Genomic DNA, 14,704 nt, shown 5'->3' on the forward strand with positions numbered 1-14,704 from the left:
TTAAAATTCAATCTTAAAAAACAATGAAAAACAAAGATGAAAATGCTGTAGCTTATTGGAAGAAGAACCTAAGCTATTTGGCTATTCTACTCGCAATCTGGTTTGGGGTGTCCTATGGTGCTGGCATCTTTTTTAAAGACGCACTTAACAATGTCAAAATCGGAGGTTTCAAATTAGGCTTTTGGTTTGCACAGCAAGGTTCCATTTACGTATTCGTGGTGCTGATTTTTGTCTATGTGAGACTAATGAATAAGCTCGACAAGGAATTTGGATACGAAGACAACGATTAATTTTTCAACCCTATTAATTTTTATACAAAATGAGTGTATTAGTTTGGACATATATCATTGTGGGCATCACTTTTGCCCTTTATATAGGCATAGCCATTTGGTCTAGAGCCGGTTCTACAAAAGAATTTTATGTAGCTGGTGGAGGTGTTTCTCCTTTGGCAAACGGAATGGCAACTGCCGCAGACTGGATGTCAGCTGCATCGTTTATTTCGATGGCGGGACTTATATCTTTTATGGGATATGACGGAGCCGTGTATCTTATGGGTTGGACAGGAGGCTATGTGTTATTGGCTTTATTGTTAGCACCTTATCTTCGTAAATTTGGTAAATTTACTGTTCCAGATTTTATCGGTGACAGATATTATTCAAGCACCGCCCGTACTGTGGCAGTATTCTGTGCTTTGATAGTTTCGTTTACTTATGTGGCTGGACAAATGAGAGGCGTGGGAGTTGTTTTCTCTCGCTTTCTAGAAGTAGACATTAACACTGGCGTTATCATCGGTATGATTATCGTTTTGTTTTATGCAGTTTTGGGAGGAATGAAAGGTATTACCTATACACAAGTTGCTCAATACTGTGTTCTAATATTTGCCTTCATGGTTCCGGCAATTTTTATCTCTATCCAAATGACTGGAAACCCAATTCCACAGCTTGGTATGGGGTCTACGATGTCTGACGGATCAGGAATGTACCTTTTGGATAAATTGGACGGTCTCAACAAAGATCTTGGTTTTTCAGCTTATACAAACGGTAGCAAAGATATGATTGACGTTTTTGCAATCACTTGTGCCCTTATGGTAGGTACTGCAGGTTTGCCTCACGTTATTGTACGTTTCTTTACCGTTAACAAAGTAAAAGACGCCCGTAAGTCTGCAGGTTTAGCTTTGTTATTTATCGCAATTCTTTATACTACTGCTCCTGCGGTTTCGGTTTTTGCAAGAACTAATCTGATTCAAACAGTTAGCAATAAAAGCTATGCAGGTATGCCTGATTGGTTTAAAAACTGGGAAAAAACAGGGTTGATAAAATTTGAAGACAAAAACGGTGACGGTTTAGTAAATTACGTAAAGGATAAAGAATTAAATGAGCTTACGATTGACAATGACATCATTGTATTGGCTAATCCAGAGATTGCAAATCTTCCTAATTGGGTGATTGCGTTGGTAGCTGCAGGAGGTTTGGCTGCGGCTCTTTCTACTGCTGCAGGTTTACTTTTGGTTATTTCTTCATCGGTTTCCCATGATTTAATCAAAAAAATGATAAACCCAAATATCACTGAAAAAGGCGAGCTTTGGGCAGCTAGAATCTCAGCTGCGGTTGCAGTTGTGATAGCTGGATATTTTGGTATCAATCCTCCAGGATTTGTCGCCGCGGTCGTCGCCTTGGCTTTTGGTCTGGCAGCGGCATCGTTTTTCCCAGCTATTATTTTGGGAATTTTTTACAAAAGAATGAACAAAGAAGGTGCAGTAGCCGGTATGGTTGTAGGTATAAGTTTGATGATTTATTACATGGCCAAATACAAACTTGGCTGGATAGGTGGCGATACATTGCCTGATAAATCAGAGTGGTGGTTTGGGATTTCGCCAGAAGGTTTTGGCACAGTAGCCATGTTTGTAAACTTCATAGTTGCACTTACAGTGTCGGCATTTACACCTGCTCCGCCCCAAAGCGTGCAAGATATCGTAGAAAACATTAGAATTCCTTCTGGAGCTGGAGAGGCAACAGGACATTAATAAATAAGACCATGAGCAGAAAAAAATCTATTATCCTTTTGAGTATTTATTTGGTATTTACACTGTTGTTAAGGTTAGTTTTGGAGCATGCATTGCATATCAATTATTTCTCATCTTTGGTTTTGGGATTGGTATTTTTGATTCCACCTTATGTCTTAATAAAGAAAAAAGTTTTGAATATTTTAGATTGATTTATATCTGAAAATTCAGACAGTGTTAGGGTTAAATGCAGTAATATATGCCAATTGAGATGAATAATCCGTTGGCATATATTCTTTAAAAAATTGCATTTGAATAATAAAAACAAAAATGGAAAATAAGCCAAAAGAACAAAAACTATTCTTATTGTTTGTAGTACTATTGGTACTATTGAATTTTCCTATTTTGTCAATTATGCAGAGCAATGGTTACATCGGGTCTGTTCCTGCAAAAATCATTATTTTGTTTTCTATCTGGTTGATTGTTATACTTTTATCAGCATTTTTCGTAAATCGAATTAAATGAACGGGATATTAATTACCATAGTATCAATTCTATATTTAGGCGTTTTGTTTTACCTAGCTTTCGTTGCAGAAAAGTTTAAAGGTCTCAACAAAAGTCTTATTAACAATCCCTTTGTTTTTGCTTTTTCTTTGGCTGTATATTGCACAGCTTGGACTTTTTACGGTAGTGTTGGCAGGGTAGATCAAACTGGAATTGAATTCCTTTCCGTTTACATTGGACCTACTTTGGTTATGTTATTAGGCTGGAGTGTTCTCCGCAAAATCATTCGTATATCTCACGTTCATAGAATTACAAGTATAGCCGACTTTATTTCAGCTCGCTACGGAAAATATCGTTCCCTAGGTGTTTGGGTTACAATTATTTCATTGTTAGCGGGAATACCTTATATCGGTTTGCAAATCAAGGCAATCTCAAGTAGTTTTAGTACATTGACAGGCGTCTTGCCTGGTCATTATTTTTTCCAAGATTCGGCCTTTTATATAGCATTAATACTAATCGCTTTCACGCTTTTGTTTGGTACCAGAAAAGTACAATCAAACGAAACCCATGAAGGTATGGTGCTGGCTATTGCCGCCGAAAGTATTTTTAAATTAATTGCTTTTCTTATAGTGGGCATTTATGTGACCTATTGGATAAATGATGGTTTCGGAGATATTTTTGAGAAACATTACATAGGAAAAGAAATTCAAAAAGCTTTTGAGTTTGACATACATCCTGGCTATGGCAATTGGTTTATGCACATTATGGTTTCGGCATTATCTTTTATGTTTTTGCCAAGACAATTTCAAGTTGCTGTGGTTGAAAACCAAAATGAGAAAAATCTCAAACAAGCCATGTGGCTCTTGCCTTTGTATTTATTTTTGATAAATATTTTTGTAATTCCTATAGCTCTCACTGGAAATTCCTTTTTTGCTTCAAATCCATTAATTTCTGGTGACAATTATGTCATCGAATTACCACTTAAATTCTCTTCAAATTCTATTGCACTTATCGCTTACATTGGTGGTTTTTCCGCTGCAACGGGCATGATAATAGTAGAAACAATTGCCATAAGTACAATGATCACCAATAGTATTATACTCCCTAGCTTGTTAGAGAGTAGAAAATTTAAAGAAAAATACACATTCAAAATCTTAAATATAGCAATTTGGTCAAGGAGGGCATCGATAATATTGACGGTTCTTTTAGGATTTTTTTATTACAAAACAGTTGCCCCTTATTTCTCTTTGGTCTCTATAGGTTTGATAGCTTTCGTGGCTATTGGGCAGTTTTCGCCGGCACTATTAGGTGGTATTTTCTGGAAAGATGGTAACAAAACAGGTGCTTTAGCTGGCTTATTGAGTGGATTTATAATTTGGCTATTTGCATTAATTATCCCACCAATTTTCTCAGACAATCAAGGCCATTTTTATTATCCAGCATTGGCAAAATTTTATGAATTATTTAGCAGTTTCAAAATCGAAAACTTTGACGAAATATCAAATACTACTTTTTGGAGTTTAATGGTCAACGCTTTTATGTTTTTTGGCGTGTCTATGGCTACCAAACAAAGCCCTGCTGAGGAAAAACAAGCTCTATTGTTTGTAGATGTTTTTAAATATTCAAATCAACAAGGCCAAACAGCAGTTTGGAGAGGAAATGCCCGCAATGAACAATTGAAGGAGCTTTTGGCGAGTTTTATTGGCAAATCTAAAGCTGAAAAAGAAATTGAAGACTTTTCAAAGCATTTTGATATAGTTTTAGATAATGTTTCGGCGGATCCAAAATTAGTGGCTTATATAGAGAATATTATATCAGGAATAATCGGAACTTCAACAGCTAGGTTATTGGTTTCGTCCATTTCTAAAGAAGAAGTAGTAAGTATTGATGAGGTTTTGGCGGTCTTAAAACGCTCTCAGAAAATATTAGAAGACAATGAAGAATTGAAAACGAAAACTTTTCAATTAGAAAAAATATCCAAAGAATTGCAAGACGCAAATCTTGGATTGCAACAGGCGGATGATCTTAAAAACGAATTTTTGACTACAGTTACCCATGAAATTAGAACCCCTCTGACTTCAATTAAAGCACTTTCTGAAATTATCTACGATAATGAAGATCTTGAATATGAGCAGAAAAAGTCTTTTTTGAATATTATTATTGATGAAACTGACCGCTTGAGTAGGTTGGTGAATCAGGTTTTGGATTTAGAAAAATACGAATCGGGAAAACATAAAATTTCGAAAAAAACTGTTGAAGTTAATGAGATACTAAACACGGTATTGGCAAGAATGGAAGGCATAGCTAAAGAAAAAAATGTTTTGCTAAAAATCTTCAATAAAAGTGACGTGTATTCATTTAAAGCAGATGAGGATAGACTCATTCAAATGTTTATTAACTTGATTTCTAACGCAATTAAGTTTGTAAAACCAAATGAAGGTTGGGTACATCTTTCAGTTGATAATAGTAAGAAATATTTGATTTTCTCGGTTGAAGACAATGGTGTAGGAATTCCAGTCGAAACGCAAAGTAGAATTTTTGAAAAATTCTTCCAAGCCGAAAATCAAGATCAATCTTCTGAAAAAGGAAGTGGACTTGGGCTTTCGATTACCAAAAAAATTGTTGAAATTCACAAAGGAAATATCCATTTAGAGAGTGTTCCAGGTAAAGGCACTAAGATTATGGTAAGTCTTCCGCTATAACAAAAAAAGAGATGATAAACAGAAACGAACTTAAAGTGTTAATCGCAGACGATGAGCCGTCTATTTTAATGTCCCTTGAGTTCCTTTTTAAAAAAGAAGGATACAAGGTATTAATAGCTCGAGACGGACAAGAAGCCATCGATTTGTTTGATAAAGAGCAGCCTTCAATATTGATTTTGGATATTATGATGCCCAAAATTGATGGTTATAATGTTTGTTCTTATGTAAAAACCAATTACAAATTTAATATACCCAAAGTGGTTTTTTTAAGTGCTAAAAACAAAGAATCTGAAATAGAACATGGATATGAATTGGGAGCGGATTTGTATATTCCAAAACCTTTTTCAACCAGAGATATCACCAAAAAAGTGAATTTAATTGCCACTGATTTGATAAAAAATTAAGCTAATGGAGTACAACCATTTTTACCAACAAAGTATTTTAACAAGAGGGAAGTTTTGGGGAAGAAAAGCCGCTAAGATTGATTGGTACAAAGCACCCAAGACAGTTCTGTCTTTAGACAAACACGGCTATTATAAATGGTACGAAGATGGCGAATTGAATACTTGCTATCTAGCTGTTGACAAACATGTAAAAGATGGAAATGGTGAGCAAATTGCCCTTATTTATGATTCTCCAGTCACCAATACCAAAAAGAAATTCACATTTTCTCAAGTCAAAGAGAGAGTTTCTAAAATAGCTGGAGCTCTGAAAAATCTCGGTGTAAACAAAGGCGATACAGTCATAATTTATATGCCCATGGTGCCTGATGCAGCATTTTCTATGTTAGCATGTGCAAGATTAGGTGCGGTTCATTCTGTAGTTTTTGGTGGATTTGCACCTCACGAACTTGCCATCAGGATAGACGACGCAAAACCCAAAGTTATCATTTCGGCAAGTTGTGGAATCGAATTTGACAAAGTAATTCCATACAAGCCGTTTTTAGACAAAGCCATTTCTGAAGCCGAATTTAAACCTTCGGCAAGTCTTATTTTGCAAAGAGAAATGCTCATTTGTGACCTAAAAGCAGGCTTTGATTTTGATTTTGAAAGCTCAGTTTCAGCTGCCTCACCAGCCGATTGTGTAAGAGTTAAAGCTACAGATCCTTTGTATATTCTATATACTTCGGGTACCACAGGCAAACCAAAGGGCATAGTAAGAGATAACGGTGGCCACGCCGTAGCCATGCAGTTTTCTATGGATTATGTGTACAATGCAAAAAAAGGAGACGTGTTTTGGGCGGCCTCAGATGTCGGTTGGGTAGTTGGGCATTCTTACATAGTTTATGCACCTCTATTTGCTGGCTGTACAACGGTTTTTTTTGAAGGAAAACCCGTAAGAACGCCTGACCCTGGTACTTTTTGGAGAATAATTGAAGAAAACAAAGTCAATATTTTTTTTACAGCTCCCACTGCTTTTAGAGCCATAAAAAAAGAAGATCCAGAATCTGAATATCTAAAAAAATACGATTTAAGTAGTCTTCGAACAATTTTTGTTGCTGGCGAGCGATGTGACCCTCCAACTTTGAAATGGCTACAAGAAATTACCCAAAAACCAATTATTGACCATTGGTGGCAAACCGAAACAGGTTGGGCCATTGTTGCAAATATGATGGGTGTAGAGCAATTGCCCGTAAAGGAAGGTTCGGCGACCTTGCCTGTTTGTGGTTTTGAGGTTCATATTTTGGATGAAGCTGGGGAAATTCTCGGGCCGAATCAGGAAGGATTTGTTTGTATAAAAGAACCACTTCCGCCGGGTTGTTTGCCAACACTTTGGAACGACAACAAACGTTTCGAAGAATCTTATTTAGAGAAATTTCCCGGTTATTATTTGACTGGAGATGGTGGATATATTGATCCAGACGGATATGTTTTCATAATGGGAAGAATAGATGACGTCATTAATGTATCAGGCCATAGACTTTCTACCGGCGAAATGGAAGAAATAGTGAGTGGACATCCAGCTGTGGCCGAATGTGCTGTGATAGGGATAGAAGATGAACTTACGGGCCAAAAACCATTGGGTTTGGTGGTTTTAAAAGACACAACTACTATTTCTAATGATGAAATTCAAAAAGATTTAGTAGCTTTGGTGAGGGCTCAGGTTGGGGCAGTTGCTGCCTTTAGAACAGTCGTTATCGTAAAACGCTTACCAAAAACTCGATCTGGAAAGATATTGAGAAAAACAATGCGAATGATAGTGGATGATGTTCCTTTTACAGTGCCATCAACTATCGACGACCCTGCTATTTTAGAAGAAATTAGAGAGATTATTATGCTCTCCCAAATTGGGAAAATATCAAAAAAACAGAATCTTAAATATTATATAAACGATGAGAATTAGAAGTTTTGAAGAGTACGAAATAGCGTACAAAGAAAGTGTCGAAGATCCAGAAGGTTTTTGGGGCGAAGTTGCCCAAGATTTTATCTGGAAAAAACCATGGAAAAAAGTTTTGGAGTGGGATTTTAATAATTATGATGTTAAATGGTACAAAGGCGGAAAGCTAAATATTACAGAGAATTGTCTAGACAGGCACGCTGCCAATAAGCCCAATCAGCCAGCCATAATTTGGGAGCCAAATGATCCTGATGAAGATTCTATTACGCTAACTTATAGTGTTTTATATGATAGAGTTTGCCGCTTTGCAAACGCCATGAAGAAAAACGGAATAGGTAAAGGCGATACTGTATGTATCTACATGCCTATGATTCCTGAGTTGGCCATTGCTGTCTTGGCATGTGCTAGAATTGGGGCTATTCACTCCGTGGTATTTGGAGGTTTTTCAGCCCAATCTATTGCCGATCGTATCAATGATAGCCAATGTAAAATGGTAATCACTACCGACGGAGCAGTTAGAGGAGCAAAACATGTGCCGATGAAAGACACCGTTGATGATGCACTAATTGGCTGTCCTTCTGTAAAAAAAGTGATAGTTGCTACCCATACCCGCACGCCAGTTTCCATGATAAAGGGTAGAGACGCTTGGTGGGAACATGAGGTGAAACTTGTAAATGCCGACTGTCCTGCAGAAGAAATGGACGCCGAAGATCCATTGTTCATACTTTACACTTCAGGTTCAACAGGCAAGCCTAAGGGTGTTGTGCATACCTGTGGAGGTTATATGGTGTATAGCACTTATACGTTCCAGAATGTATTTCAATATGAGCCAGGCGATGTATTTTTCTGTACAGCAGATATCGGTTGGATTACGGGCCATTCTTATATTATTTACGGACCATTGGCTTCTGGAGCCATTAGCTTGATGTTTGAAGGTGTCCCTACTTATCCTGATGCTGGCCGTTTTTGGGATATTATAGACAAACACAGTGTAAATATTTTCTATACAGCACCAACGGCCATTCGTTCGCTTATGGGCTTTGGAGAGGAGTATTTTAAAGACAAAAATCTAAGTTCTCTTAAAACTTTAGGCTCTGTTGGCGAGCCAATAAATGAAGAAGCTTGGCATTGGTACAACGACAACATAGGCAAAGGCAAATGCCCGATAGTGGATACTTGGTGGCAGACCGAAACAGGAGGCATTATGATTTCGCCTTTGGCTGGAATCACAAAAACCAAGCCTTCCTATGCTACGCTTCCTTTGCCTGGTATTCAACCAATGTTGGTTGATGAGCATGGGGTTGAAATAGAAGGAAACGGCGTAAACGGAAACTTGGTGATCAAATTCCCTTGGCCATCTATCATAAGGACTACTTGGGGAGATCATGAGCGATGCAAAACCACCTATTTTTCTACTTATCCAGGCTTGTATTTTACGGGAGACGGCTGCCAAAGAGACGAGGATGGATATTATAAAATCACGGGTAGAGTAGATGATGTTATTAACGTTTCAGGGCACAGAATAGGTACTGCAGAAGTTGAAAATGCCCTTAACATGCACACTGGTGTAGTGGAGTCGGCTGTGGTGGGTTATCCACATGATATTAAAGGCCAAGGAATTTATGCCTACATTATCTGTGAAGAGATGCCAGTAGATATCGAAATGACCAAAAAGGATATATTGATGACGGTTACAAGAGTTATCGGGCCAATTGCAAAACCTGACAAAATTCTTTTTGTTTCTGGACTTCCAAAAACTCGTTCTGGGAAAATTATGCGGAGGATTTTGCGAAAAGTGGCCGAAGGCGATGTAAACAATCTCGGTGATATTTCGACACTTTTAGACCCAGCAGTGGTAGAGGAAATAGTAAAAGGAGCAGGATATTAATTCTCTCAACATTCTAAAAAGGCCAGTGTGAATTTCATACTGGCTTTTTTTATACTTTTTATCATATTTTTCTAAGATTTGTTGTAGTAATTTTCCTTTTTAAGAAAATGTATTCAAATGAAAACCAATGTAATAGCTGGCAGAGTTAAAGAATTCCTGATACAATTCCCACCTTTTCTTTTTCTAAATGATGAAGACTTAAATAAGCTTGCTCTACATGTAGAAATCGTATTTTACAAAAAAGGAGAAATCATTTTTAAAGAAAAAAACCTTCCCAAAAATCACTTTTATGTTTTAAGAAAAGGCTCTGTAAAGCTGACGGCTAACAGCGAGCTAATGGACATTTGCGATGAAGGTGATATTTTCGGAATCAGGTCATTGATTGTTAAAAAACCATATATTGCAACGGCTATTTGTGACGAAGATGCAATTGTCTATCTTATTTCACACGAGATTTTTGAGCCTATTTTAAAAGGAAATCCTGAAGTTTCGATGTTTTTTGCCGCTGGTTTTGCGGCCGGGAAAACGATTTTTAGGAATGAAATAGAAACAGATGTTTCACTTAATACCTTGGCAATAAAATCCTTTGGTCAGTCTGGTCTCACAGGCTTAAACAGAATCCCTGAAAAGAGCAGAAAAGTTTATTGTTTTCCTGATTGGACGATTCAGCAGGCTGCCGAAAAAATGAAATCTGAGAATGTAGGCTCAATTATAGTTGTTGATAAAAACATGCTACCGTTGGGTATTATTACAGACAAAGATTTTAGGACTAAAATCGGAACAGGAATAGTAGAAATTTCTGCAACTGTGGCCAATATTATGAGTTTTCCCGTGAGCTGTATTAAACAAAATCCTACGCTCAACGAAGTGATGTTGGTTTTTATGAAAAAAAACTTCCATCATCTTTGTATTACAGGGGATGGAACTGGAAATTCCCCACTTTTGGGCGTAATTTCTGATCATGATTTGTTAGTGGAACAAGGAGATAATCCTGCTTTTTTAATAAAAAAAGTTCGAAAATCGGTTTCCATTTCTGATTTGACCGATGCAAGAAATAGCTTGGAAAAACTGACTGCTGATTATCTCGAAAAAGATGTAAGCATAGATTATGTGGCTGAAATAAGTTCTGAAATTGAGGAGGCAATTCTTCATAAAATTTTTGAGTTTTCTTTGGAAGAAATGCAATCTGAAGGATTTTTAGAGCCACCATGCCAATTTGTTTGGTTGGCTTTGGGTAGTCAGGGTAGGAGAGAGCAGCTGCTAAGAACGGATCAAGACAATGCCATTTTGTATGAAGAAGAGGGAATAGAAAACAAAGAATATTTCTTGAAATTGGCCATAAAAATCTCCGAAGGCTTAAATCAAATAGGATTCGAAAAATGTCCCGCTGATATCATGGGTTCTAATCCGAAATGGTGTTTGAGTTTGGCCGAATGGAAAGGTGTTTTTTCGAAATGGATTAATTCCTCATCTACGTCTTCCATACTTAACAGTACTATCTTTTTCGATTTTTCACCAGTTTATGGCAACACTGAATTAGCTGAGCAACTCAAAGAACATATATTTGAACATACATCAGAAAATGAGGTTTTTCTTAGTAAATTAGCTGTAAATGCACTTTCTAGCCCACCGCCACTAAGTTTTTTTAGGAATATTTTGCTTGAAAAAGACGGAGATCACAAAGATATGTTTGATATAAAAGCAAGGGCTATGGTGCCTTTGGCAGATTTGGCCAGACTCTTAACTATTTATCATAAAATACCAGAAACAACCAATACCTATCAAAGATTTGAAAAAATAAAACTGCATGAAAAAGAGCAATCCTTGTTTGAGGACGCTGCCATAGCGTATAAGTTTTTGATGAAAATCCGGACGACCCAAGGCATAGCCGAACAAACCGATGGAAGGTTTATCAACCCAAAAACTTTGGATAAACTGCGTAGACAAGTATTGAAAAATATTTTCGAAACAATTAGCGAACTTCAAGCTTTGGTAAAAGTCAGATTCAGAACTTCAATGCTAACTTAAATATGGGATTTTTCTCTTGGTTCAATACTTATAAAAAGACTTCAGAACTGCCTGAAGTAAAATCGTATTTGGAGAGTTTTAAAGGAAACTCTGACATCTTTGTGGTTTTTGATACTGAAACCACAGGTTTGAATCCCTCAAAGGACCAAATGGTTTCTATTGGAGCTGTAAAAGTTATTGGAAGTAGTATTCTGGTAAACGATAGTTTTTATTTTGAAATCAAACAACCAAATTCTTCAAATGAAGGTGTGAGTGTTCATGAAATAATTGAAAATCAAAAAAGTAAAGAAGTGAACTGGGTTTTGTTAGAATTTTTAAATTTCATAAAAAATGCAACTTTGGTTGGTCATCATGTAGCTTTTGATATTGAAATGGTCAATCAAGCTTTAATAAAACATTTCGGCATCAAGCTTAAAAACATATCAATTGATACTTCGCATTTGGCTATAAAAAAAGATCATTATGGCAAAATACCCGACGCTTACAAAAGAGAGAATTATACCTTAGACAAGCTATGCGAAAAATACAAAATTGAGACCAAAGACCGTCATCATGCTTTGGGAGATGCATTTATTACTGCCGAACTGTTTTTTAAATTAAAGTAAAAAATAGATATTCTGCTTCCTTTTTTTTTTAACTTATCTTAAAACAATTCTTCCACGTGTTTTTTGATGTTTGAAGCAATTTTAGCAGTGGGTAAATCATTGGAGTCACTTCCAAATGGGTCTTCAATTTCCTCAGCTATTAATTCTAAACTTGCCAAAACATAAAATATGAAAATTACAACGGGGATAGTATAATATCCTAAGCTAAAAACATAGCTAAACGGCAAGGTCATGACAAAAAAGAAAATAAATTTTTTTATAAAAGCACTGTAAGAATAGGGTATAGGTGTATTTTTTATCCTTTCGCATGCACCACAGATGTCTGTCAAAGATTGAATTTCAGGATTAATGATAATCAATTGGTCTCCAGATATTTTTCCAGAAGTATGTAAATCATTAATTTTTTGGAAAATCATTTTTGCTATTTGATTGGGTCTATGTTTATGGTGGTCAATCTCTAAATCCAAACCTTCAAAAAGCATTCGGCTTGTTTCTTCATTGCTCAAGTGTTTTTGAAGAATAGATGCATAACCCGGAATCATTCTTTTGAAATAGTTTCGGTCATTTTCTTCCTTTAAAATGGCAGATAGCTTTATTGCTAAATTTCTAGAGTTATTTACTAATGCTCCCCAAAGTTTGCGACCTTCCCACCAACGGTCATAAGCCGTGTTTGTTCGATATGCAAGCAACAATGAGATTACAAACCCCAACATTCCATGCATAATATGAATGTTTTTCACATGGCTATTTTCGTTTAATTTCCAATATTCAATCTCTAAATAACCTACTATACCAGAGTATATACCGATTAGGGTCATTATCGGCATTAATTGCCGAAAAGTATCTGATTTATGGAATCTAAAAATAAAAGTCAACCAATCTTTAGGGTTGTATTGTACCATTTTTGCTCTTTGTGTTAATTGTTTTAAGGATATTTTTGTGGAATCAATTTACAACAAATTAGTGTTGATAAATGTTCTTTTAAAATTTCATTAAGGAATTAAGCTAAATTTTTTAAGATTTTTTTATTGGGCTATAAACCAATCTAAATATTTATCAAGATGAGCACCTAGAAAATAAGGTAAGTTCAATAGTTTGTATTCCTTGCCTTTGTTGGTTTTTAAGGTGTCTATACTGATTTTTCCTCCAAAGAATCTTATAGCAAAGTTGTGGGTGCATCTATCCATAAATTCATGTAATGACCTTAATGTACCACTTGCCCCTGATTTTATTTCAATCGGTATCAATAAGTTTTTATAAGGATAGACAATGTCAATTTCTGATGAAGTTCCATGTTCTTCTCTTACCCAAAAATTTATTTTTTTGTTTGGTAAATACGAAGTCGATTTCAACTCTTGCATTACAATTTGTTGAACAAGTTTTCCCCTCGAGCTATCATTCAAGTCTTTGATATTCAGTAGTTCTTTGTGCAAACCGAGCTGAAAATTGACCAAACCTACATCAAGAAAACTTAATCTTGGGCTTTTCTTGAAGTCAGGATATGTAGGAATACTGGTATTTGTTGTAGGATACACCAATTCTAGAATCTTAGCCTTTTCCAATGCCGAAATAGCTTCTTTTACCTCTCTGCTTTTAAAACTCGATCCGCCGAAGTTATTCAATTTTATTCTGTTGTCCATCTCAAAAGGTGCGGTGTCCATAATATGCCTCAAAATCTCTCTTTGTGTATTATTTTGGGCGTATTTTTCAATGTCAGATTTATATGCGGTTATTATAGCTGCATAAAGATTTACTACTCTGCTAAGATTCTGCTCATTTATGAATGTTGAAGTGATTTTGGGCATGCCCCCAATCATGGCATAGGTATGAAATTTTTGAAATATAGGTCCTAGTAGTTCATTTTTAATAGGTACTTCTTTGAGGATATTTAAAATAGTATCTGAATTTTCCCCTTTTAAAAACTCTTCAAAATTTAAGGGGTGTAGTTCCGCATATTCTATTCTTCCCACGGGTACTTTTTCCAAGTTTTCTAAGGCAAATTCTAACAAAGAACCTGAAACTATCACATGAAAATGAGGATAGTCTTCACAAAAGTACCTCAAAGCTGAAAGCACACTAGGCTTTTCTTGTACCTCATCAATAAATATTAAAGTAGTCTTTTTTTTGTCTGATATTTTATTGCGAGCAAGAAACAAAAGTTGGATAGTAGTTTCCAAATTTTCTATGTTTTCAAATAGTTGCTTATCTGCATTTTTTTCAAGGTTGAAATACAGATATTGGTCGAATTTTTCACCAAAAAAATTAACAAGTGTTGTCTTGCCAACCTGTCTTGCTCCTCTTAGTATTAAGGGCATTCTAGAGTTGGAAGTCTTCCATTCCTCAAGAAAATTATATAAGTTTCTTTTTATCAATGTTTTGAAAGTTATTTTTATGTGCAAATGTATTAAAAATGTTTCATTGTATAGGCATTTTTTTATAAAAAATGTTTCATTGCATAGGTAATTTATCTATAATAATGTCTCATTGCATAGGTAGTTTTTGACATTTCTTGTTTCATTATATAGGTAATTTCATTTGTTTTTGAATAATCTATGAAGCGATTTAATACTTTTTAAAATCAAACTATAGATGTTGTTTTGTAAGATTGCAAAAAAAAAGCACCAGCAATTAACTGGTG

The 14,704-nt window shown here is 35.8% G+C and carries 11 protein-coding genes; 9 read left to right on the forward strand and 2 right to left on the reverse strand.

Annotation, left to right across the window (positions count from 1 at the left end; all coding sequences use genetic code 11):
- Positions 1-23 precede the first annotated feature (23 nt).
- The 9 genes from EGI22_RS05260 (at position 24) to EGI22_RS05300 (ending at position 12,066) form a co-directional block, all read left to right on the forward strand.
- Positions 24-290, forward strand: coding sequence for a DUF4212 domain-containing protein (locus EGI22_RS05260; RefSeq protein WP_255066866.1), 267 nt, complete (start codon positions 24-26; stop codon positions 288-290).
- A 29-nt stretch (positions 291-319) separates the two neighbouring features.
- The gene (locus EGI22_RS05265) at positions 320-2,023 is read left to right on the forward strand and encodes a sodium:solute symporter family protein (protein ID WP_255066868.1); all 1,704 of its coding nucleotides are present in this window, start codon (positions 320-322) and stop codon (positions 2,021-2,023) included.
- An 11-nt stretch (positions 2,024-2,034) separates the two neighbouring features.
- A complete protein-coding gene (locus tag EGI22_RS05270) occupies positions 2,035-2,214 on the forward strand; it encodes a hypothetical protein (RefSeq protein WP_255066869.1) in 180 nt (59 codons plus the stop codon).
- Positions 2,215-2,523: 309 nt separating this feature from the next.
- Complete coding sequence (locus tag EGI22_RS05275; protein WP_255066872.1) at positions 2,524-5,208, forward strand: ATP-binding protein; 2,685 nt, start codon at positions 2,524-2,526, stop codon at positions 5,206-5,208.
- An 11-nt stretch (positions 5,209-5,219) separates the two neighbouring features.
- Complete coding sequence (locus EGI22_RS05280) at positions 5,220-5,612, forward strand: response regulator transcription factor (protein ID WP_255066874.1); 393 nt, start codon at positions 5,220-5,222, stop codon at positions 5,610-5,612.
- Between the two features lie 4 nt (positions 5,613-5,616).
- The gene (locus EGI22_RS05285; RefSeq protein ID WP_255066876.1) at positions 5,617-7,551 is read left to right on the forward strand and encodes a propionyl-CoA synthetase; all 1,935 of its coding nucleotides are present in this window, start codon (positions 5,617-5,619) and stop codon (positions 7,549-7,551) included.
- The gene (gene acs / locus EGI22_RS05290) at positions 7,541-9,433 is read left to right on the forward strand and encodes an acetate--CoA ligase (protein WP_255066877.1); all 1,893 of its coding nucleotides are present in this window, start codon (positions 7,541-7,543) and stop codon (positions 9,431-9,433) included. The genes EGI22_RS05285 and acs overlap by 11 nt, the downstream gene beginning before the upstream one ends.
- Positions 9,434-9,550: 117 nt before the next feature.
- A complete protein-coding gene (locus EGI22_RS05295) occupies positions 9,551-11,461 on the forward strand; it encodes a DUF294 nucleotidyltransferase-like domain-containing protein (RefSeq protein ID WP_255066881.1) in 1,911 nt (636 codons plus the stop codon).
- A gap of 2 nt (positions 11,462-11,463) precedes the next feature.
- Complete coding sequence (locus EGI22_RS05300; protein ID WP_255066883.1) at positions 11,464-12,066, forward strand: 3'-5' exonuclease; 603 nt, start codon at positions 11,464-11,466, stop codon at positions 12,064-12,066.
- Between the two features lie 38 nt (positions 12,067-12,104).
- Here the strand turns inward: EGI22_RS05300 and EGI22_RS05305 are convergent, their stop codons facing one another.
- Positions 12,105-12,968: a bestrophin family protein gene (locus EGI22_RS05305; RefSeq protein ID WP_255066884.1), complete on the reverse strand. Its 864-nt coding sequence runs from the start codon at positions 12,966-12,968 to the stop codon at positions 12,105-12,107.
- Positions 12,969-13,091: 123 nt separating this feature from the next.
- Positions 13,092-14,381 (reverse strand): ATP-binding protein, encoded by a 1,290-nt coding sequence (locus tag EGI22_RS05310; RefSeq protein WP_255066885.1) that lies wholly within the window; start codon positions 14,379-14,381, stop codon positions 13,092-13,094.
- Positions 14,382-14,704 lie beyond the last annotated feature (323 nt).

Source organism: Lacihabitans sp. LS3-19, assembly GCF_024343575.1.
Classification (GTDB): domain Bacteria; phylum Bacteroidota; class Bacteroidia; order Cytophagales; family Spirosomataceae; genus Leadbetterella.